Genomic DNA, 21,879 nt, shown 5'->3' with positions numbered 1-21,879 from the left:
ATCCTTTGACTTGATTAAGTAAAAACTCGATTGAAACTCTGTTTTTATAAAACACATCCAACGAAATGATTCAGTTAAAAACCGTCTTTATTTTACCGCTTTTTTTGAAGGACCGTTACCGTTTCAATGTGAGCGGTTTGTGGGAATTGGTCAACCGGCACAACCGGTCCGGTAATATCGTACCCCACTTCTTGAAAGAGGGCACAATCACGGGCTGCCGTTAACGGATTACATGAAACATACACCACACGGTCAGGCCCCATTAAAGCCGTTTTCTCAATCAATTCAGGGGTTAAACCACGGCGGGGTGGATCAACGAAGACAACGTCAGGGCGTACGCCTTCTGCTTCCCATTCCAAAAATTGTTCGGGGGCATCCTTTAAGATGTAGCTCGCGTTTTCAATGCCATTCAATGCTAGGTTTTTCTGAGCATCCGCCACCGCACCGGGCACCACTTCGACCCCGATGACTTTCTTCACTCGGTCTGCTACCGACATTCCAATTGTTCCAATACCGGCGTATGCATCAACCACGAGATCCGTTTCCTTCAAGTTGGCTAAGTCCGCCGCTGTCTGATAGAGTTTTTCAGTCATCACGGGATTCACCTGGTAGAAAGAGTTTGGTCCAATTAAGAACCGCTTTCCCAAGAGGGAGTCTTCAATCTGACTCTTTCCGTATAGGGTTTCATTATCTGCCGACAGCTGGACATAATCCTTCTTAGGTGCCTTATTCAAAATCAGAGAAGTTAGGTCCGGCAAAGCCGCCACAATTTCTTCCACGACTTTCTCTTCTTTTGGTAAAGTCGTTTCGTTTGACACCAAAACCACCATCAACTGTTTTGAATAGTAGCCCCGTCGCACCATAATGTAGCGAATGGCCCCTTCTTCTGTATCGGGGTCATAGGCAGAAACCTTTAATCGCTCCAAAATATTCCGAACAATCACAATCACTTCGTCCAAGCGTTTGTTATTCACAAAGTAGTCTTCCATTGGCACCAATTGATGGGTTCCACGTTGGTAAAAACCAGAAAGAAGTTTTCCATCCTGCCATTTAACCGGCACAACCGTTTTATTACGATAGTAGGAAGGAACCTTCTCATCCATCGTAACCGGTTCAGCCACTTGAATAGCTAGTCCGGCCGAAGCGAAGTTCTCTTTAACAAGCGATTGCTTCCAAGCCTTTTGCGCTGGATAGGCCCAGTTTACTAAAGGGGCCGTTCCCGCCTCTAACAAGTAAGCACGATCAGCATCAATTCGTTCAGGATTCTTTTCTACCCAGGAAACAATCCGCCCATAGGCCGACAACTTATCAACTTGGATAATTTCAGCCTCTACCACTTCGCCTAACATGGCATCGGCCAAGTAGACAGGGTACTGTTCTTTTTCATCAGCCCAGGCTAAGCCCATCCCATTTTGACGTATCTTAGCAATCGTTAACTGAACTCGTTCATTTAGTTTTACAGGCGGTGTGGTCTTTGCCATGGTTACTCCTAACTAAGACATTATGACGAAACTTGAAAAAGAAAAAGCGTCCACCGAGGTGGGCGCTTTTCGTTCAAAAACTTACTTGTTCTTGAAACCGAAGTTAGCAAACTTCTTGTTAAACTTGTCAACGGCACCATCAGCCTGAGTAAACTTCTGCTTACCAGTGTAGAATGGGTGTGAGTCTGACGTGATATCCATACGTACTGATGGGTATTCTTGACCATCAAATTCAACAGTTGTTTCAGTTTCAACAGTTGAAGCTGACAAGAACTTCTTACCAGTAGCAGCGTCGATGAAGACAACTGGACGGTAGTTTGGGTGGATGTTTGCTTTCATGATTGATCTCCTTAGCGCCCTGACTATTCATAGCCAGAGTCAGTTATTAACTGTATTAGTGTAGCATGTTAACTACTTTTTGACAAGAACTTATGGCATTAAATTGATTAAATCAACGCCTTCAATTGTCAGGTCAACGCCTAGGCCGCGAAGCTTTTCAGCCAAGCGGTCGTAGCCACGCAAAATGTGTGACGCGTTATCAATGACGGTTTGTCCATCAGCCATAATCGCTGCAATAACCAAAGCAGCACCTGCTCGGATTTCCGCGGCTTCAACCGTTGTTCCAACCAAGCGTTCGGAATGGTTCACCTTAATTTCACCTGGGTTCAATGAGGCGACATCAGCGCCCATTCGACGCAATTCGGCAATGTGACGAATACGCTTTGGATAAATCGTTTCAATGATTGTTGACTCGCCGTCTGCTAAGAATAGCAAAGGCGTGATTGGCTGTTGCAAGTCTGTGGCAAAACCTGGGTAAGGCATTGTCTTAATTTGAACAGGCTTCAAAGCACGGGAAGGTCCAATGTAAATGGAATCTTCCCCGATGGTCATATCAACGCCCATTTCAATCAACTTTGAAGTGTATGACTCCAAGTGTTCAGGAATAACGTTTTGAACCGTCACACCGTCACCATAGGCAGCGGCCATTGACATGTAAGTTCCGGCTTCAATACGATCTGGAATAACCGTGTGCGTATTTTGCGCCTTCAATGAATCAACACCAGTAATACGGATTGTATCTGTACCAGCACCACGGATGTTAGCACCCATGTTGTTCAAGAAGGTTGCAATATCGATAATTTCAGGCTCTTTGGCCACGTTTTCGATAATGGTCTGACCCTGAGCACGAACTGCTGCCAAAATGATGTTAATCGTAGCACCAACTGATACCGTGTCCAAGGCAATGCGTGCACCGACCAAGCCGTTTTCAGTGGCATCGATGTTAATAACATCGTCTTTTTCCGTAACCTTTGCACCAAGGGCTTCAAAGCCCTTAATGTGTTGATCAATAGGACGAGATCCCAAGTTATCGCCACCTGGGAAAGTCACTGTTGCACGACCGAAACGGCCAAGCAATGCGCCCATGAAGTAGTATGAGGCACGCAAGGACTTAATGGCCGTTGCAGGAAGTGGTGCTTCCTTAATGGTTGTTGGGTCAATTTCTAGGTCGCCATCATGAAAGTTTGAATGAACATTCATGGCGGCTAAAATATATTGTAAGTTTTTAACGTCCAAAATTTGTGGCACGTTATCAAAGTGAACCGGTGTATCAGCTAGAATGGCTGCTGGAATTAGGGCTACTGTTGAGTTTTTGGCACCACCAATAGTCACTTGACCAGAGACTTTGTGGCCACCGTTAATAATAATTTTTGCCATGAGGCGAATTCCTACTTAGCTATCGTTTTACCTCGATTATACGGGGTTTATGGTCAGCTTACAAATGATATTAACGAATCTCAGCCGCCAATTTCTCTTCCAAAGCCTTTGTAACCTTGTCAAAGTCCTTTGCAACGTGTTCTTCAACCAGCGTATTTTCTTGATCTTGGTAAGTTAATTGATAAGCCAAAGACTTCTTACCTTCCGGCGTTCCCTGTCCAGTGTACAAGTCAAAGAAGGAAACATCCTTCAAATACTTGCCAGCCGTTTCCCAGATGGTATCAAGCACCATTTGGTTCGTCACATCCTGGTCAACCAAGATAGCCAAATCGCGAGTAATTTGAGGGTAACGTGAAATTGGTTGGTAAGCATTATCACGCTTTGCCAAGCGAATAATTTCTTCCAAGTTCAATTCAAAGGCAAAAATGGCTGGTAGCTTTTGCTTGGCAACAAATTCAGGGTGTACCTGTCCAATATATCCCAAGTAGATACCACCTGAATAAATATCGGCCGTCTGTCCAGGGTGCATGTTTTGCATGTTTTCAGCCTTCTTGAAGGTCACATGCTCAATGCCAATATTAGCCAAGTAACTTTCAACCCGGCCCTTCATGGCGTAAAAGTCAACTTCGCGTTCCTTTTCATCAGACTGCCAAGTTGATTCAGCAATTGAACCAACAAGGACACCGGCAATGTGTTCCTCTTCAATTGGTTGAACCGCAGCATTGTCATTCAAGAAGACACGGCCCTGTTCGTATAAGGCAATGTTTTTAACCGAACGTGCAACGTTATAAGCGACATCATCAATCAAACCTGAAATCAAGTTTTGACGAGCAGTTGTCCGATCAGAAGACATTGGGTAATCCAATGACAAAACCGGGTGCTGACCAACCATGTTGAAGGCCGTTGCCTTTTCAGGCGTCATCAAGGCGTAAGAAATGGCTTGGTCAAATCCCAAAGCCTGCATAATCTTACGTGAGGCACGAATCTTCTTTTGACGTGCTGTTAAATCACCCGCCGTTGACTGACCATCAATCAAAGCCGTTGGCAAGTTGTCGTAACCGTAAAGGCGACCAACTTCTTCAACCAAGTCGGCTGGAATAGTCAAATCAGTTCGGCGACCAGGAATGGTAACCGTCAATTGGCCGTCCTTATTAGCTACGGTCAACGCTAACTTTTCAAGCAATTCAACCACTGTTTCGTTTGACAAAGTCGTACCCAAAACTTGGTTAATTCGTGCCACCGTTGTCTTAATCACAACGGGTTCACTGTTTTCAAATCCATCAACAGCCTGTCCCTTAGCTAGTTCACCCTTGGCATTCTTTGCCACAGCATTCGCTGCTGAAGCCAAAGCATCCTTAGTATTTGACAAGTCAATGCCACGTTCCAAACGGAAGGATGATTCTGAACGCAAGGCGTGACGGCGAGCTGCCTGTCGAATAGCACTTGGGTTGTATTGTCCAGCGACAAGTAAAACATTCTTTGTTGCTTCGTTCACTTCAAAGGCTGGGTCGGCAGCAATTCCTGCCAAAGCAATGATTTGCTTACCAGCTACCAAAACAATGTCTTTTCCAGCACGGAGGGCAATGGCTTCTTCGCCATCCCCTTGTCCAAGCACTTCACCTTCTTCGGCCAAGCGGACGCGAATGACTTTATCGGCCAACTTATCCATGTCGAAGGCAGCCAATGGCTGACCAGAGACTAGCAACCAGTAGTGCATGGCGTCCAAGACGTTGTTTACTGGCTTAATACCAGAGGTCCACAAGCGGCTTTGCATAGACAGTGGGCTTGGAGCAACAGTCACACCGTTGACAACGGACATGGCAATACCAGTAGCCAAGGCAGGGCTATCAATGGCAGCAGAAATTTGGTCATCAGCCAAGAAAGCTGCTTCCTTTGCTCCGCTTTCAGCCACTTCATGAACATTTTGGCCAGTCATGGCAGCTAGTTCATAGGCCATCCCACGCAATGACAGCAAATCAGCACGGTTAGGTGTCAAATCAGTATCAATCATTGGATCCTTCAAGCCAAGAACTTCCAAAGCATCATCCCCAGGCTTTACACCAGAGTTTGCATCAAAGACGTAAATTCCATCTTCAATTGGTGTTGGGCAAACGGCATCGGGAAGGCCAACTTCTTGCAAGGCTGACAACATTCCGTAGGATACTTCACCACGGAGCTTCGCCTTGTGAATCTTAACCAATTCACCGGATTCACGGTCAATAATGTGTGAGCCGACGCTAGCCAAAATGACTAATTGCCCCTCCGCCACGTTAGGCGCTCCGGTAACAACCTGGAAAGTCTCCTTACCATCAAATACTTGCGTAATGTGCAAGTGATCTGAATTGGCATGGTCCTTTACTTCTTCGACACGGACCACAACCAAGCCATCTTGCTTAGCTGCCGCTTGGCCAACTTCTTCGACTTCGACAGCCGTTAATTCAATTTGTTGGGCGAGGTCCAAAACGGCCTGTTCGCTCAAATCCAAACCTGGCGTCAAATATTCGTTCAACCATTTCAAATTTGTCTTCATGATTAGTTACCTCGCTCGTTAAACTGCTCTAAGAAACGTGTGTCGTTTAGATAGAACTGACGGATGTCTTCTACGCCGTACTTCAACATAGCAAAACGGTCAGGTCCCAATCCGAAGGCAAAGGCCGTGTACTCTTCTGGGTCAATCCCATCCATCTTCAAAACGTTTGGATGGGTCATACCCGCACCCAAGACTTCGATCCACTTAATGTCTTCAGGCTTTGTATCGGGAGTGACTTCATCCCATGACACATCAACTTCAACAGATGGCTCCGTAAATGGGAAGTAAGAAGGACGCAGACGAATTTGGTGCTTTTCACCAAAGAGTTCCTGCATGATTGATAGCAAAGTTCCCTTCAAATCAGCCATGGTAATGTTCTTACCAACAACCAATCCTTCCACTTGGTGGAACTGGTGGGAGTGGGTCGCATCATCGGTATCACGACGATAGACTTTTCCAGGGGCAATCATCTTCAATGGGCCCTTTGAAAAGTCATGTTTTTCCATCACGCGAGATTGAACCGGTGACGTTTGCGTACGAAGCAAAATTTCAGGTGTGATATAGAAAGTATCCTGCATATCACGTGCTGGGTGATCCTTTGGCAAGTTTTCGCGTTCGAAGTTGTATTCGTCCGTTTCCACTTCAGGTGAATCCACTGGATCATCGATAATTTGATAACCAAGGCCCAAGAAATGCGTCTCGATTTCGTCAATAATTTGCTGCAAGACGTGTGGCGCCCCAATCTTTGGCTTTGCACCAGGCAAAGTCACATCAAGGGTTTCGGCTGCTAGCTTTTCTTCCAAAGCCTGAGCAGCTTGCGCAGCCTTCTTTTCTTCAATCTTTGCTTGAATGGCCGTACGGACCTGGTTTCCCACCTGTCCGACTTCCTTCTTTTGATCAACCGCCAAGTCCTTCATTGACTTCAAAGCGCCGGTAATCTTTCCCTTCTTACCAAGGAAAGTCACACGAACGGCCTCGACATCAACGTCCTTCTTCGCCAATTCGGCTGAGGCTTCCTTTAAGAAGCCTTGTAGTTCTTCAACTAATGTCATCTTGTCCCTCTTTTATCCAAATAAAAAATCCCCTGTCATCTTTCGATGCCAAGGGACGTCACGAATGCCGCGGTACCACCCAATTTCTAGCAAAGCGCTAGCTCTTGAAACCGGTATCGGCGGTCACCGTTGACGATTAAGTCAAGTTACTTCAGACTGAAATTCAAATTGTTCAACTGACGGGCTTTCACTATCCCCGCTCGCTAAGCAGCTAATTCAACTCTACTAGGTCCTGTATTTCACATACAGTATACCAAAAATTATGAAGAGAAACTAGCACGGCTCCTCTTCCCACAAATAAAAAAGTCCTTCCACAACGTGAAGGACCTTTTAATTAGTTCACTTGGTTTTGGCTTCCCTTACCAGTTACAACAGACAGGATATCCTTTGCTGCCGTTTCACCAATTGTTTGGAAGGCTTCTTGTGAATTACCAGCCACGTGAGGAAGCACGTAAGTGTTTTCCAAGGCGAGCAATTCGTTATCAGCTGAGATTGGTTCTTGTTCAACAACATCCAATCCAGCTGCTGCAATTTCGCCGGCCTTCAAGGCGATAATCAAAGCCTTTTCGTCAACAACCGGTCCACGACCAACGTTGACCAAAACAGCTGACTGCTTCATCTTCTTAAAGGCAGTTTCCCCAACCATCTTAGTGGTTGCTGGCGTTGCTGGCAAAGTTGATACAACAAAGTCGGATTGTTCAAAGATTTCATCAAGCGAAGCCATGCGACCGTTTGGCACATCCTTATCGTGACGTGCATAGGCCAAAACATTCACACCAAAGCCAGTCAACAATTCGGCAATTGTACGACCAATGTGTCCGAATCCCAAGATACCAACCGTCTTGCCCGATACTTCAACACCGCGGTGGCTCTTAGCATACGTCTTGGCACGTTCGTCCGTAATACCGCGCTTGTCAGTATCGAAAAGGCGACCTGCCATCATCATCAAAGTAACAGCTGTTTCCGCAACGGCCGTTGCATTGGCACCCGGCGTGTTGGACACAACGATGTTACGTTCCTTAGCGGCTTCCAAATCCACGTTGTCATAACCAACACCGTGACGAGCGATTACCTTCAAGTTTGGGTAGCGGTCCATGATGGCCCCATCAATTGGGTACATCATCAACAAGATTCCAACGATGTCGTCAGAACCGGCGAAATCATTATCTGATGCCTGTGGATTTGAAATCACTTCGTACCCAGCATTTTCCATGATATCGATAGCGTGCTGATCAATACCGTCAAAAACCAAAACTTTTTCTGTCATGATAACTTCCTTTTCTTTTTATTCAATAAAGCTTACTTTTTTAAAAGCTCTTCCAATTGGTCCAAACGGCTCTCGAAGACCTTGAATGCTGAATCCAGGTAGTCGCCCTCTTCCATGTCGACGCCCGCCTTACGCATTACATCCAATGGATTTTCAGAAGAACCAGCCTTCAAATAATCCTTATAGGATTCCGCCTGTCCTCGTTCCAAGATTCCCTGCGCTAAGGTCGTGGCCGCTGCTTCACCAGTCGCGTACTGGTAAACATAGAAGTTGTAATAGAAGTGAGGAATACGCGTCCATTCAAAGGCAATTTCAGGATCAGCGATAACATCAGGTCCGTAGAACTTCTGGTTCAAATTACCATAGAAATCCGCCATTACTTCGGCAGTCAAAGGTTGACCTGCTGCATCTTGTTCATGGATCCATGCTTCAAATTCAGCAAACTGTGTTTGACGGAAGACCGTTCCCTTGAAGCCATCCAAGTACTGATTCAAGATGAAAGCCTTAACCTTATCGTCATCCGTTTGCTTCAAAAGGTAATCCGTCAATAAACTTTCATTCGTCGTTGAGGCAATCTCAGCTAAGAAGATTGGATAGTCGCCATAATGGTAAGGCTGGTTATGACGGGTTAAGTAAGAATGAACTGTGTGGCCCATTTCGTGTACCAATGTATAAACGTTGTCCAAAGTATCCTGCCAGTTCAACAGAATGTATGGGTTTGTATCATAGGCTCCACCAGAATAGGCACCGGAACGCTTCCCCTTGTTTTCCACAACGTCAATCCAACGTTCTGAAAAGGCCTTCTTCACAATGGCTAGGTAGTCTTCACCAAGTGGTGCAAGAGCTGCCAATGCAATTTCTTGCGCCTTTTCATAGGTCACGGGGAAGTCTACGTCATCAACCAGTGAGACATACAAATCATAATTGTGCAGTTCTTCTGCCTTCAAAACCTGCTTACGCAAGGCAACGTAGCGATGCAGCAAATCAAGGTTAGCGTCCACCTTTTCTTCCAAAGTCCGGTACACCGCAACTGGGATTTGGTTAGAAGAAACCGCCGCTTCCTGTGCTGACTGATAATGACGGACCTTAGCTAAGAAATTGTGCTTTTTAACCGTTGCCGAAAGTGTTGAAGCAAAGGTATTCTGCAACTGCATGTAAGCGTCATACAAAGACTGGAAGGCTTCCTGACGTTGAGCAGGATTCTTCGAACGCAACATAATGGCGTACAAACCATTCGTCAATTCCTGAATGTCGCCGTCTTCAGTCATCACATCGCCAAAGTCGATGTCCGCATTATCCAAAACCGAGAAAGTCTGTTCAGCAGAAGACATTACCGTCGAAGCGCCAGCCAAAAGTGCTTCTTGCTCCGCTGGCAAAGTGTGGGCCTTTTCTGACAAAAGAACGTCAAAGAAATGCTTGTAAGCCTGCAATTCAGGGTTTTGTAAATATTCTGACAATGTCTTTTCATCCATTGCCAAAACTTCTGGTTGGAAAAAGGCAGTGACCGCAGACACCTGGGCAAGCAAATCTTGTACCTGCGCGTTCATCCCCGCGTACGTGGCATTAGCCGTGTCCTGATCAAATTTTTGATGGGCGTATACAAAGAGCTTTTCGAAGGCTCGTTCGATTCGCAAATCCTCTTGCAAACCGGCCAAGAGGATGTCAGCTGAATCTGCTAAGTGTCCCTGGAATTCAGCCAACTTTGGCAATTCATCTTGCAATTTATCAAAGGCTGCCCGATATGCTTCGTCCGACTCAAAGACCGTCGAAAGGTCCCATGTCAACTCTTCTGGTAATTCTTCACGTGTGATTTGTGCCATGTCGACTCCCTTTTTCTACTTTTCTCCAGTTTACCATAAGACGCCCTTATTCTTTATATGGAGGAGGGGTTTTTATGAAAATTTTCTCACTTTGAATAATCAGGAAACCACCCTGATGGAGTTCTTCCAAATAATCGTTCAATACTTCTGTTTGGTACGAATAATTCTGATAAAAATAACGGGCCATTCTCCTTAATAAGTCCTGCTTTGTTCGCCCCTTTTCCCCAGCCTTATCAAAAAGTAGTAAGACAATTAGGCGGTACTGCCAATTCGGAATTTTCAATCCAAAGGACTGCCCTAACAAGCAAATAGCCGGCACTTGATCAACCCGGTAACCTCTCTCATAAAGATAGCTAACAATCTGTGGATTAATCTGCTCACGGGCTAATTGTAAGGACAACTTTGACCGTTGGCGCTTAATATCTAAAACGGGCCGTTTTACGCTCTGGGAAAGTTCATTAGAGTTAAACACAGCCGACCAATTGGGTAGTGCACCGCTTCGTATGTGAAGGGGGTCCGACAAAAAGTTTCTTATCTGACTACGCTTCTTGAAGTCTGCTTTCGAGTAATCACTATCCCGCACAAAGCTGCTCTTCTCGCCTGGCAGATAAAACCAGAGGCGTCCTGCCAACCAGAAGCGACAAATCGTCGCCATGGATAAGTGCTTTTGATAATAATTTGGTCCCAGTATCCACCAAACGCGAATACCAGCCTTAGCGTAGCCCTCGTTGCGCCTGGTCAAATCAGCCTGAGAAATTGGTGAACACTGGTACTCAATGGCTACTTGGCTCCCCGGGCGCCCCACCAACAGATCAGGCCGTTGCTCAATCTGTGACAAGACCGGTTCCACTTGAACGGGCACACGCCCTTTAAAGTAATGGTAAATGGCTAACTTACCAGCCAAATGGTCGGCTGACTCTCCCTCTGAAAAGTCTGCACAGGCGACTTTGGAAACATGGGCAAAGTGCGCAACATTTGATTCCCCCTGTTTCAACCGAACCGGTCCCCGGCAACCTGGGCAAAGATAAATTTCATTTTTCTTAGCATTCTCTGCTAGACAATATTGATTTGAAATAGTTACTGCAATTAACATAATAAAAACACCTCACTCGATTAATGACACGAGTAAGGTGTTTATTTTACTAATTATTTAGTTAATCTTCTTCTCTAACCAGTTTGAGAACCAAGTCAAAAGTGTAATCACAATCAAGTAGATGATGGCGATGATACCCCAAACTCGGAATCCCTGTGAGTTACGAGCAACAATCAACGTTCCAGTTTGTGTCAATTCCAAAATTCCGATAGCGGACAAAATTGACGTATCCTTCAAGGTGATGATGAACTGGTTAACAAAGGATGGCACTGTCATCTTCAAACCTTGAGGAACAACAACCTTCCACATGGCTTGTCGGTGTGACAAACCAAGTGAACGGGCTGCCTCCATTTGGCCAATGTTAACAGAGTCGAACCCTCCGCGAACAAAGGCACCCGTATAGGCCCCTTCGTTCAAAATCAAGGTCAGCAAACCAGCTGTAAAGGCTGGAATCTTCATACCAATCACACCAGGCAAACCGATGTAGATAAAGAAGGCCAAAACCATCAATGGCAAACCACGGAAGGTGTAAATGATCGTTGTTGAAAGGCCACGCCAGAACTTTGACTGGGCAGTTCCCATCAAACCAAGTAACAATCCCCAAAGGGAAGCCAAGACGATACCAGCAACGGTCAACTTAGCTGTTTCAACCAAGCCCTTCCAAAAGGCGGACTTGTTGGACTTCAAAATCCCCCACATGGAGTTGTTATCTGAAGTATCCCCAACAAAAGTCTTCTGTGATGAATTCAAGTACTTGTTGATAATCTTATCGTAAGTACCGTCCTTCTTCATTTCAGCCAAAGTCGTGTTGAACTGCTGCAAGAGCAAGGCGTTTTCGCCCTTCTTAACGAAGAAACCAACACCACCACCGTTACCCAAATCCTTTGGGTTACGCACTTCCAACTTCATACCGTTTTTAATGGCATATTGGATAACTGGATAATCTTCAAAAGTCGCAGCTGTGTTTCCGTTAACAACGTCGTTATACATCGTATCCGTGTCGTTAAAGTACTTCACCTTGAAGCCGTACTTATCTTTCAAAGAAGCTCCGTAGTTGGCTGCAGCAGTTCCAGTCTTCAAAGCAACCGTCTTGCCCTTCAAGTCTGACAAGGACTTGATCTTTGAGTTTGGCTTAGTAATCCAAGCCACCCCTGACTGGTAGTAAGGGTCTGATACATCATAAACCTGTTTACGAGCATCGTTAATCATCATTCCGGCGATGATACCGTCAGCCTGTCCGTTGGCTACCATTTGCGCAGCAGCGTTAAATGACATTGGCTTTAATGTGTAAGTGAAATTATTTCGCTTGGCCACTTCTTTCAGAATGTCCATATCGATTCCAACGTACTGATTATTCTTATCTTGAAAATCAAATGGGGCGTATGCCGCATCCGTTGAAATGATGTAGTTAGGCTTCTGGGCTGCATCGGCACGTGTTCCAGCCATAAAAATGGCAAGGAAAAACGCAACCATTACAGCCAACAGCGGTTTGTACCGTTTAGTGACCATGGTCTAATTCCTCTCGATTTTCGTATCAGAAGAACTTAGGCATGCATGACCTTCGATAAGAAGGTTTGCAAACGTTCGTTCTTCGGTGCAGTAAAGATTTGTTCTGGTGTGCCAGATTCTTGAATCTTTCCAGATTCAAAGAAGACAACACGGTTGGCAACTTGCTTGGCAAATCCCATTTCGTGGGTAACGATAACCATCGTCATTCCAGTCTTAGCCAAACGCTTCATAACTTCCAAAACATCCCCAACCATTTCTGGATCCAAGGCAGATGTTGGTTCATCAAAAAGCATGATGTCAGGATTCATTGCCAAAGCACGGGCAATCGCAACACGTTGCTTTTGTCCACCAGAAAGCGAATTGACAGAAACATTCGCCTTGTCTGGCAAACCAACCGTTTCAAGCAATTCCTTTGCCTTTTCTTCGGCTTCGGCCTTTGTCATCTTGCCCAATTGAACAGGGGCCAAGGTGATATTTTCAAGAACCGTGTAATTATTGAAGAGATTAAAGTTCTGGAAAACCATTCCGATATTTTCGCGAACCTTATTGATATTCGTCTTTGGATCCAAGATATCATGTCCATCAACATCGATAACACCAGAGTCTGGCTTCTCGAGAAGATTGAGCATTCGCAAGAACGTCGACTTACCGGAACCAGAAGGGCCAATCATTACGACCACTTCGTTATCCATGACGTCCAGGGAAATATCGCGTAAGACATGGTTATCACCATATGACTTGTTGACCTTGTCAACGTGTACTTTCACTTGTTTCTCTTCACTCATGCGTTCATCCTTTTTTCAACCCAGTTACTGAACCATGTCAGTAACGTTATTACAACCAAGTATATCATAGCAACGATTGCCCAAACACGGAAACCTTGCGAGTTACGTGTGACAATCAACGTTCCAGTTTGTGTTAATTCAAGGATTCCAATTGCTGACAATAATGACGTATCCTTCAACGTAATAATAAACTGGTTAATAAATGATGGCACCATCAAGCGCAATCCCTGAGGGATAATGACTTTTCGCATTGCTTGACCGTGTGACAATCCCAATGAACGGGCAGCTTCCATCTGTCCTGAATCAACTGATTGGAATCCTCCCCGGACAAAGGCTCCTGTATAGGCTCCTTCGTTCAATACCAAAGTCAAAATTCCGGCCGACCAGGCAGAAATCTTTGTTCCCAACAAGGCAGGAATTCCAATATATAGGAAGAAAGCCAAGACCAGCATTGGCATTCCACGGAAAATATAAATTACCGTTGTGGACAATCCACGAACAAAAGCGTTCTTCGACACGCCCATCACACCAAGCAGCAAGCCCCAAAGGGAAGCGAGGATAATACCGACAACCGTCAAGTACATGGTTTGCTTCAAACCAGACCAGAAGGCCGAACGGTTTGTCTTCAAGATTCCCCAAACCGTGCTGTTATCCTTAGCAGAACCCGTAAAAGTCTCCGCCTTAGCATCCAAGTACTTGTTGATAATCTTATCGTAAGTACCGTTCTTCTTAATGATTGCTAGACCCTTATTGAAGTCGGCTAGCAATTCGGCATTTTGCCCCTTCTTAACGGCAAAACCTAAGTCACCCGCAGCAAATGGGTCCTTTGAATTTTGAACCTTCAAGGCAGTACCGTTTTTGATGGTGTACTGCAAAACAGGCATATCCGCAAAGGTTGCAACCGAATTACCATTAATCACATCGCGGTAAACCGTATCAGAATCAGAGAAGTAAGTAATCTTGAAACCGTACTGGTCCTTGATTGACTCCGCGTATTCGGCACCGGCAGTACCGGTCTTCAAAGCAACCGTCTTACCTTTTAAGTCAGATAAAGACTTAATCTTTGAATTCTTAGCCGTTGCCCAAGCAATTCCTGTCTTATAATAAGGGTCAGAAAAGTCATAGACAGCCTTACGTTCATTCGTAATAGTCGTACCAGCAATCACCCCATCGGCTTGCGATGAAGCAACTGACTGCATGGCTGCGTTAAAGGCCATTGGCTTAACAGTAACTGTAAAGCCCGCTGCCTTCGCGATAGCCTTTAACAAATCCTGATCAATACCGATGTATTGATTATTCTTGTCCTGAAAGTCAAACGGAGCATAAGTTGCATCCGACGTAATGGTATAATTTGGCTCACTGGCACTTGCTGTTTCCTTGGAAAGTCCAAAAACAGCAAAAAGCGCAGAAAGCGCCACCAAAACCGTTAATAATCCTTTTTTCATGGTAACCCCTCTTGCATTGTTAACTTCAGTCTAGCAGGCCAATTACAAGGGATTCTGAATTACGTTAGATATTCTAACATCGTTTTATCAATCGGTCTAGTCCTTATTCCAGTTTTATTGGAGAAAAATTAGAAAAAAACCATGTATTACATTACACAGACAATTGAACCCTGGATGCCCGCTGGCGCTCTAAAGGCAAAAGACGACCTAGCACGTATTGCAGTCAAAAACGACTGGCAGCGACTAGCCATCGAACGATACAACGACGTTCGTTTTTCTGACGAAATCCGCAGTAGCAAAATTGACACGATGCTAGAAAAGGTAAAACCCGGCGATATTATTCTTCACCAATTTCCAACCTACATGTCAGAGGACTTTGAAAAGGAGTTCCAAGAGGCTGTTCAAAAGCGCGGTGCTACATACACCTTATTGATTCACGACTTTGAACCCCTCCGCGTCGAACGCCAAAAAGCCTGGGAATGGCAACTAGCAGAAGGGGCCGACCTAATTGTTGCCCACAGTCAGCAAATGATTGAACAATTTAAAGCACACGGTATTCACAGCCCGGCCGTTACCATCAACCTTTTTGATTACCTGGGCCCATCCCCAACTACTAACCCAATATTTGACAAAGTCATTAACTACGCCGGTACCTGGCAGAAGGCCCCTTGGCTACAAACTTACGACGGCCCTGCGCTCCGACTCTTTGGATCTCGCCCTAAGAAGTGGAAAGAAATCGAACTCCCACCAGCCGTTGATTGGGCCGGCTCTTTTTTACCGGACGAAATCGCTCTCGCTTTCCACTCCGGTTTTGGACTTCTCTGGGACTCCGACTATGACGATAAGTATTTTCAAAGTTATACGAAGATCAACGCACCACATAAAGCTTCCCTCTATTTAAAAGCTGGCTTACCTCTCATCGTTTGGTCGCAATCATACTTAGCCAATCTGGTTAAAGAGTTCAACATCGGGTTCACCATTGATTCACTAGATCAATTAGAAAATAAACTTGGACAAGTTGACCAAAGCGGATACCAAAGAATACAAAAAAATCTGCAGCCATTCCAAGAAAGAGTCAGCAAAGGTCACTACACAAAAAACATGCTAGAAAAAGTGGTAAATTTCTTCAAATAAAAAAGCAGTTTCCCAGGGGAAACTGCTTTTTTTGTATAAGAAAAATCGACATTACTTTCTTTTTTTATAAAGCCAAAATATTTGATCAAAAAAAGGAACCAATATCATTAAAAGGAAATACCAAGATTTACTAAAAAAGAATAACAAAACTAAGAATACAACCAAAAGGTAGTTCATCCAATTGAAATTAACTTCAGTATTTTCATAATCCTGATATTTACTTACATGAAATACTTCAAACATGAACTCTTTATAGAATTCTGTTATATTAACAATCCGTTCTGGCAGACGCATACAAACCAGGAAAATAACAGTCCCCAGCAGGAAGGCAAGATTTTGAGTAAACAACAATAGGATAAATGAACTATAGGCTAAAACAATCGAACTCTTATTATTCTTTTTTGGCTTCTTTTCCATAGTATTCCTTTCAAATAGTCAAAAAATATAATAATAAGATGCTATCATAGCTTGATTTATCTGTAAATATTTCGGTCTTTCATATTAAAACCAACAACTCCGTGACTTCTTTTTATTTACTTTGCTAATCGGCCGGCTTCAATGCGACTTTGATTTAAAAACCAATACTGACTAGGGTCTCCCGTCAATTTACTAAAAGCAACCGGCTTTTTTCCTTCTACCAAAAGCTGCTTTTCCAAGAAGTTTTTTAAAATCCATGGTTCTTCAATAAAGGCAGTCTTTAACTGAAGCACATCTTCTAAATGCTTTGGGCTTGTCTGTAATGCTTCAGCCACCTTTTCGACTGGCCAATCTAAGAGTTGAAAGTTTTCATTTAACTCACGAATTGTATTCACTCGTTCTGTTGGATTTAACGACATTTTGAACCTCCCAATGAAAAACAAAAGTACGTCATTCTTTTGCACCTACTTTAAACTTCTTTTCAATTAATTCAACTTTTTCTGTACAATTTCTTCTCTTCTATCTATAATATTTCTTCGGGGAGTCCGTGTGACGGGCTGAGAGGGTAATACCATTACCGACCCATTGACCTGATACGGATCATGCCGTCGTAGGAATTATTTCCACGCTTTTAATGCGGACGTCTTTTTCAGGCGTCCTTTTTTTGTGGACAAAACGAAGAAAGGAGGCTTTTTCGGCATGATTTGTACAAAAATACACTGTTGTTTTTATACAAAATATCTAAAGGAGTTCTCCAATGAACAAGAAACTTTCCAGCAAGAAGCTAATTGTCACTGCCATGCTCGCCGCTCTCGCCTACGTACTCAATACCATGGTCGTCTTCCCCGCCATGGCACCTTTTCAACACTTTGTTAACGTTTTGGCCACTTACCTACTAGGACCCTGGTATAGCATGACCGCTGCTTTACTCTGCGGTTCCTTACGTATGCTCTCCGGCCGGACCATCATGGCCGTTACTGGCGGCATTGTCGGCCCACTGCTTTCCGGCTATATCTATAAGAAAACAGAAAATATCTACCTACTGGCGCTGGGTGAAGCCATCGGTTCCGGAGTCTTTGGCGCCCTACTTTCTTATCCATTTATGGTTGCCTTTTACGGCATGAAGGCTGGTAACTGGGGTCATCTCATTCCCTTCTTCCTGCCATCAGCAGCACTAGGAAGTTTATTAGGACTAGCCTTGTTGCTAATCCTTAAAAAGTCGAAACTGCTTGACAGACTAAAGAAACAAATTAATAAGTAATAAAAAACGTCCCGGGTAACCGAGACGTTTTTTTGTGTAGAACAAGAAGAATATCATTTAACATATATCACTAAAAATGAAAAAAATTATGACATTTTGTCAATAATTATCCAAACAATCTTTGATACAGTTATGACGAACATAAAAGTCACAAAGAAAGGAGAAATAATATGTATCAATTAACCAATACTTTAACCTCGCAAGAACTAGCAGAAATCAGTGGTGGATATAGCCGAGGCCAATGTTACAAGGCAATGGCATCTGGTGCTGCATGGGGCGCATTGCGAGGCGGAATGTCAGGTACTTTTGCCGGAGGCCCCGTGGGAACAATTGGTGGAGCAATTGCTGGAGCCCACCTTGGTGCAATCGGTGGTACAGCAGCCTGTGTTGGCGGATATTTATTCGGATAGGAGAATCTATGAATTTAGAAATTAAAGTTTTAAATAATAATCAACTTTCTAAAATTACTGGTGGAAAGAAAATTAATTGGGGAAGTGTGGGTGGATCATGTATCAAAGGAGCTCTTTTTGGAGCAGCGTTTGGAGGCAATGCGATTGGGGGCTGCGCTGGATCTGCCGCTGCTGACGCGAGCCTTCAGTTTTTCTTTTAAATAAGCATCTCTCATGAGCAACTGGCTAATCATATTAATCATCTTCTTTGGGTATTCATTACTCGTTCTCGTTTTAACCCTTCCCAAACATGATGATTATTATCGACAAGTACCAAATAAGATTACTGGAAATAAATCCAAATCATTTTTAAAGGCATACTTCACCAACTTTTTCTGGTATTTATAGAAATTAAAAAGGAGACGATAAAGTCTCCTTTTTATGGATGCATCACACCCTATATGCCTGAGAAAATACCAAAGGCAAAGCCACCAACTGGGAAAAACAACCCACCAGTAGCGTGCAAGAACCTGACACCCCTTCTAAAACCACTATTTGGCAATTTCTATTGAAAAAAACTGATAGCAACCCACTGTATTTCTGTCTTACTTTTAATCTTATTTTATTCTTACTTAACTAGAATGAATAGGCCCTACCATGTAACAATCATAAAATATAGATGATATAAATGTTATAATTTATCTTATATAAAATAATTTGTGTCTATTTTCTAAAGTATAATTTAAATGAAAGTAGCACTTTTCTTGGAGAAAATACGAACTACAATGAAGAACACATTGACAACTGCTAGCCAAAAAGAACACAAGGTTCTACACAAAATAAAGAAGAACTGGGTTGTTCTTTCTTTTTCAACGTTAGCATTACTGGGAGCGGGATCACTTGTTTCCAACGAAGGTACTCACCTATTGCCTAGCGGCACAATTTCAGCCAGTGCTGATACTAACGTTACCACCGGTACGCTAGGTACCGTTTCATATACGTATGATAATTCAACCAATACACTGACTTTCACGAGTGGGGGAACATTACCTCCTGCTTCTAATGATGAACAACGAATTGATCGACTTTTTCAACATCTTCAGCACATTGTTTTCACGCAAACCGTTCAAGCACCTAAGGATTCAACACGTCTCTTTGCCATGTTACACTCCCTGCAGGACTTCACGGGGTTGAACTACCTAGATACCAGTAACGTAACATCGATGAACGCCATGTTTAATCAGGAAAGCACTATTACATCGCTCGATCTTTCCGGATTTGATACCTCCAAAGTCACGGATATGTCCTGGATGTTCACTAAAACCAATAATTTACAGACGGTAAACCTTTCAAGTTTCAACACCAGCAATGTAACAACTTTCGAGGCAACCTTCATGGAATCAGGCTTGCAATCCTTAAACCTTTCAAGCTTCGACACAAGCAAAGTCGTGTTCATGAACGATACATTCAGTCACATGGCCAACATCCAATCACTGGACCTGTCCAACTTCAACACGGCCAGCCTGACAGACATGCATAGCCTCTTCGAAGGTTCAACTGCCTTGAAGTCAGTTGATATCAGCAGCTTTAACACTGATAAAATTGTAACTAAAATTACCGTTGGGACAGAACACAAAGTTCTCGATAAAACCGGTGTCAGCGATATGTTTGAGAATACTGGTAATGGATCAACACTTGCCATCAAATTGCCTAGCGCTTCTTTCTACAACGATGCCGGGCTCGGTAACGGTTATTCTGCATTCGTTGCTGTTAATGGTGGAACAGTGACAGATCCTAAGGGAACCCTCCTTACGAAGGCAGCCTTCCAAAATATTTTCAGCACAGGTGCAAAGACTTCTGATTGGTACGTTTGCTCTTCATTAACAAAGACAACCCAAAACAAAACGCTCACTCGTACGGTTAACTACGTTGATGCTAACGGTAATGAAATTACTGGACAAGCACCAACAACGCAAACACTGCACTTCCACCGTACGGTAACGGGTCTTGCAGGAACGAACTACAAGTCATACTCAGATTGGGAAGCTGATTCAACTGCTGACCAAGCGTTTGACAACATTGATGTACCGCAATCATTGAATGATGGTCAGCTAATCAATCCAACGGTTAACGGAAAGAATGTTAAGACAATTTCCACAAACCTTCCTACTCTGGATGATAATGATGCACAGACTGAAAATGTAAATGTTATTTACAGCGCTAAGTCTGCGGATACACCATCGAACAACAATGATAACGGCGGACCAAGTTCAAACAATAGTGGAAGCGATTCAAGTAACAATGGAACGAATAATTCAAACAACAACCGTTCCTCTCACCACTCATTGACCCTCCCCTCAACGGGAGGTAACGAATCCCTTGCAGCTGCTTTACCTGCCACTGCCAAAGTCGTTTCCAAAAATGTCTTTATCACAGTGCCATTCTTGTTCACTTCACTCGCGGCCGGACTTTATTTCACAACAAAGAAACGCTAATCGTTCATTAATAAATTATTACAAAAAAGACTTCCGATTCCACTCGGAGGTCTTTTTACTTTAGAACGGCTATAAATAAAACGAGAACTCCACCTTTTACCGAATAATAAATTTCAAAATTAGTAACATTTTTATAATTTGCCCCTAAGCCGTAATTTATCAGTCATATAGCCGAAATATAAGATTGCTAAACTACTATTAAATCAATACGCAATGCTTTCGGAGGTGCATCATGATAAACTTTACTGTTTCAAATGAGCCAATGAAAAATAATGATACTGTTGAGTTCTACGTTCACTCAGGATACTCTGCCAGTAAACGTTCATGGTTTGTTTGCGTTGAGAATGCAATCCCCTTTTATAAGAAGTGGTATTGTTCATCGGAAAAAGCAGCTGATGAGCAGGCAAAAGAGCTCTCACAGCAGATTCGATCTGGTCGTTTTCAGAAGAAAATGACTTATCAATTCTAAAAAAGGAGGCTAACAGTCAAATACTGTTAGCCTCTTTTTTTAGTTTAAAATGACTGTTTTTATTTGGCATCGTCAAATTTTTTCAAATTAGCAAGATACATCGACCCACCAACAATTGAAATAATTCCTCCAACCCAGCCTAACAAGGGCACAAGTGCTATCGCTCCACCAACGATTAACAAAACACTTGGTGATTTCGTAATAATCGGATTTTTATTAAATTCCGTAAGGCCGATGATACCCAAAGTGAGAATCGCAACCTTTAGGCAACCTAAAATGATAACCATTGGTGAAATGCTATCCCCGCCGATAAGAATATCTGAAGTAGCAGCACCAGCCACCATAAAAACACCAAACAATAGTACAATTCCACCGGCAAGGCCCACAATACCATTAGCCACAGCTAAGTCCTTCAACTTCATTAAAGCTCTCCCTATTCATTATCATATTAAAAATATTCCATCTCTTTAAAACGCGATGGAAATAACTTTTTCAGTATACCACCAGCGCTAAAGTAGACCGAAATAAATCATATAAAAAACCTCCCAACGTTTCGTTGAGAGGTGTTTCTTTTGAATTATGCTCCAAAAATCTTAGCAACTTGTGCTTGAATCTTGCCCAAGAAAGTTTCTTGGTCCTTTTCAGATTGAGCGAAGTCTGCTTCATTGATGCTTTGGTTCTTTTCATCCAAAGCGTCTGCCATCATCTTAGTAGCAGCAGCGTAGTCGGCATAGGCCTTTGCCAATGTCTTGTGTACGCCCATGAAGCGAACGGGCACTTGCAAGGCAGCCAAAGTCTTAGCATTCTTCTCGTATGCCGCAACGGCATCGTCAAATTCAGCCTTGATTTCGCCGAATTCGGCCTTGGCCATGTCGGCGACTTTATCAGCTTGCTTTGCTTCATCCAACTTAACGAAGAATGGTGATACGTGATCAGCAGTATCTTGAGTGTTTTGCAAAACTTCTTGCAAAGTCGTTACGTAGTACTGCATTTGTTTAGGGTTAAATTTTGCCAAT

21 protein-coding genes and 1 riboswitch are annotated in these 21,879 nt (G+C 43.5%); of the genes, 6 read left to right on the top strand and 15 right to left on the bottom strand.

Annotated features, from left to right (window positions below; all coding sequences use genetic code 11):
- Nucleotides 1-92: 92 nt before the first annotated feature.
- The 11 genes from rlmD to BMZ93_RS03550 all read right to left on the bottom strand — a co-directional run bounded on the left by rlmD (nucleotide 93) and on the right by BMZ93_RS03550 (nucleotide 14,698).
- Nucleotides 93-1,481, bottom strand: a complete 1,389-nt coding sequence (gene rlmD, locus BMZ93_RS03600) for a 23S rRNA (uracil(1939)-C(5))-methyltransferase RlmD (protein ID WP_091502312.1) — start codon at nucleotides 1,479-1,481, stop codon at nucleotides 93-95.
- Nucleotides 1,482-1,562: 81 nt separating this feature from the next.
- Nucleotides 1,563-1,820 carry a type B 50S ribosomal protein L31 gene (locus BMZ93_RS03595; RefSeq protein ID WP_091502310.1) on the bottom strand — a complete coding sequence of 86 codons (258 nt, stop codon included), beginning with the start codon at nucleotides 1,818-1,820 and terminating at the stop codon, nucleotides 1,563-1,565.
- A gap of 90 nt (nucleotides 1,821-1,910) precedes the next feature.
- Nucleotides 1,911-3,197, bottom strand: coding sequence for a UDP-N-acetylglucosamine 1-carboxyvinyltransferase (locus BMZ93_RS03590; protein ID WP_091502308.1), 1,287 nt, complete (start codon nucleotides 3,195-3,197; stop codon nucleotides 1,911-1,913).
- 70 nt (nucleotides 3,198-3,267) lie between these two features.
- Nucleotides 3,268-5,727: a phenylalanine--tRNA ligase subunit beta gene (gene pheT, locus BMZ93_RS03585; RefSeq protein ID WP_091502306.1), complete on the bottom strand. Its 2,460-nt coding sequence runs from the start codon at nucleotides 5,725-5,727 to the stop codon at nucleotides 3,268-3,270.
- A gap of 2 nt (nucleotides 5,728-5,729) precedes the next feature.
- A complete protein-coding gene (gene pheS, locus BMZ93_RS03580) occupies nucleotides 5,730-6,779 on the bottom strand; it encodes a phenylalanine--tRNA ligase subunit alpha (RefSeq protein ID WP_091502304.1) in 1,050 nt (349 codons plus the stop codon).
- Between the two features lie 334 nt (nucleotides 6,780-7,113).
- Nucleotides 7,114-8,046, bottom strand: a complete 933-nt coding sequence (locus tag BMZ93_RS03575; RefSeq protein WP_091502302.1) for a phosphoglycerate dehydrogenase — start codon at nucleotides 8,044-8,046, stop codon at nucleotides 7,114-7,116.
- Between the two features lie 32 nt (nucleotides 8,047-8,078).
- Nucleotides 8,079-9,866 (bottom strand): oligoendopeptidase F, encoded by a 1,788-nt coding sequence (gene pepF, locus BMZ93_RS03570; RefSeq protein WP_091502301.1) that lies wholly within the window; start codon nucleotides 9,864-9,866, stop codon nucleotides 8,079-8,081.
- A 46-nt stretch (nucleotides 9,867-9,912) separates the two neighbouring features.
- Complete coding sequence (locus tag BMZ93_RS03565; protein WP_091502300.1) at nucleotides 9,913-10,959, bottom strand: competence protein CoiA; 1,047 nt, start codon at nucleotides 10,957-10,959, stop codon at nucleotides 9,913-9,915.
- 57 nt (nucleotides 10,960-11,016) lie between these two features.
- A complete protein-coding gene (locus BMZ93_RS03560) occupies nucleotides 11,017-12,432 on the bottom strand; it encodes an ABC transporter substrate-binding protein/permease (protein ID WP_244269344.1) in 1,416 nt (471 codons plus the stop codon).
- A 71-nt stretch (nucleotides 12,433-12,503) separates the two neighbouring features.
- Nucleotides 12,504-13,253 (bottom strand): amino acid ABC transporter ATP-binding protein, encoded by a 750-nt coding sequence (locus BMZ93_RS03555; protein WP_091502298.1) that lies wholly within the window; start codon nucleotides 13,251-13,253, stop codon nucleotides 12,504-12,506.
- Nucleotides 13,250-14,698 (bottom strand): ABC transporter substrate-binding protein/permease, encoded by a 1,449-nt coding sequence (locus tag BMZ93_RS03550; protein WP_091502297.1) that lies wholly within the window; start codon nucleotides 14,696-14,698, stop codon nucleotides 13,250-13,252. The genes BMZ93_RS03555 and BMZ93_RS03550 overlap by 4 nt, the downstream gene beginning before the upstream one ends.
- A gap of 141 nt (nucleotides 14,699-14,839) precedes the next feature.
- Here BMZ93_RS03550 and BMZ93_RS03545 point away from each other — a divergent pair, with 141 nt between their 5' ends.
- Nucleotides 14,840-15,832, top strand: a complete 993-nt coding sequence (locus tag BMZ93_RS03545; protein WP_091502296.1) for a sugar transferase — start codon at nucleotides 14,840-14,842, stop codon at nucleotides 15,830-15,832.
- A 51-nt stretch (nucleotides 15,833-15,883) separates the two neighbouring features.
- Here BMZ93_RS03545 and BMZ93_RS03540 read toward each other — a convergent pair whose 3' ends face one another.
- Both BMZ93_RS03540 and BMZ93_RS03535 read right to left on the bottom strand, forming a co-directional pair.
- The gene (locus tag BMZ93_RS03540; protein ID WP_091502294.1) at nucleotides 15,884-16,249 is read right to left on the bottom strand and encodes a hypothetical protein; all 366 of its coding nucleotides are present in this window, start codon (nucleotides 16,247-16,249) and stop codon (nucleotides 15,884-15,886) included.
- Between the two features lie 116 nt (nucleotides 16,250-16,365).
- Nucleotides 16,366-16,668 carry a DUF2316 family protein gene (locus BMZ93_RS03535; protein WP_091502292.1) on the bottom strand — a complete coding sequence of 101 codons (303 nt, stop codon included), beginning with the start codon at nucleotides 16,666-16,668 and terminating at the stop codon, nucleotides 16,366-16,368.
- Nucleotides 16,669-16,776: 108 nt separating this feature from the next.
- A riboswitch (TPP riboswitch) is annotated at nucleotides 16,777-16,881 on the top strand.
- A 125-nt stretch (nucleotides 16,882-17,006) separates the two neighbouring features.
- On the opposite strand from BMZ93_RS03535, the gene thiW reads away from it, so the two are divergent.
- The 5 genes from thiW (at nucleotide 17,007) to BMZ93_RS03510 (ending at nucleotide 20,863) form a co-directional block, all read left to right on the top strand.
- A complete protein-coding gene (gene thiW / locus BMZ93_RS03530; protein WP_091502290.1) occupies nucleotides 17,007-17,510 on the top strand; it encodes an energy coupling factor transporter S component ThiW in 504 nt (167 codons plus the stop codon).
- A gap of 170 nt (nucleotides 17,511-17,680) precedes the next feature.
- Complete coding sequence (locus BMZ93_RS03525) at nucleotides 17,681-17,920, top strand: Blp family class II bacteriocin (protein ID WP_091502288.1); 240 nt, start codon at nucleotides 17,681-17,683, stop codon at nucleotides 17,918-17,920.
- Between the two features lie 8 nt (nucleotides 17,921-17,928).
- Nucleotides 17,929-18,120, top strand: a complete 192-nt coding sequence (locus tag BMZ93_RS03520; RefSeq protein WP_091502287.1) for a Blp family class II bacteriocin — start codon at nucleotides 17,929-17,931, stop codon at nucleotides 18,118-18,120.
- A gap of 564 nt (nucleotides 18,121-18,684) precedes the next feature.
- Entirely contained in the window at nucleotides 18,685-20,394 is a 1,710-nt protein-coding gene (locus tag BMZ93_RS03515) for a BspA family leucine-rich repeat surface protein (RefSeq protein WP_159427785.1), read from the top strand.
- Nucleotides 20,395-20,626: 232 nt separating this feature from the next.
- On the top strand, nucleotides 20,627-20,863 hold the full coding sequence (locus BMZ93_RS03510; RefSeq protein WP_091502283.1) for a hypothetical protein: 237 nt from the start codon (nucleotides 20,627-20,629) through the stop codon (nucleotides 20,861-20,863).
- Nucleotides 20,864-20,922: 59 nt separating this feature from the next.
- On the opposite strand, the gene BMZ93_RS03505 is transcribed toward BMZ93_RS03510, so the two are convergent.
- Together BMZ93_RS03505 and BMZ93_RS03500 are read right to left on the bottom strand one after the other, a co-directional pair.
- Nucleotides 20,923-21,285: a hypothetical protein gene (locus BMZ93_RS03505; RefSeq protein ID WP_091502281.1), complete on the bottom strand. Its 363-nt coding sequence runs from the start codon at nucleotides 21,283-21,285 to the stop codon at nucleotides 20,923-20,925.
- Nucleotides 21,286-21,440: 155 nt separating this feature from the next.
- On the bottom strand, nucleotides 21,441-21,878 hold the full coding sequence (locus BMZ93_RS03500) for a chemotaxis protein (protein WP_091502279.1): 438 nt from the start codon (nucleotides 21,876-21,878) through the stop codon (nucleotides 21,441-21,443).
- Nucleotide 21,879 lies beyond the last annotated feature (1 nt).

This window comes from Fructobacillus durionis (assembly GCF_900112405.1).
GTDB classification, from domain to species: domain Bacteria; phylum Bacillota; class Bacilli; order Lactobacillales; family Lactobacillaceae; genus Fructobacillus; species Fructobacillus durionis.
The sequence above is the reverse complement of the archived record's forward strand: the minus strand, read 5'-3'. Positions and strand labels throughout refer to the sequence as shown.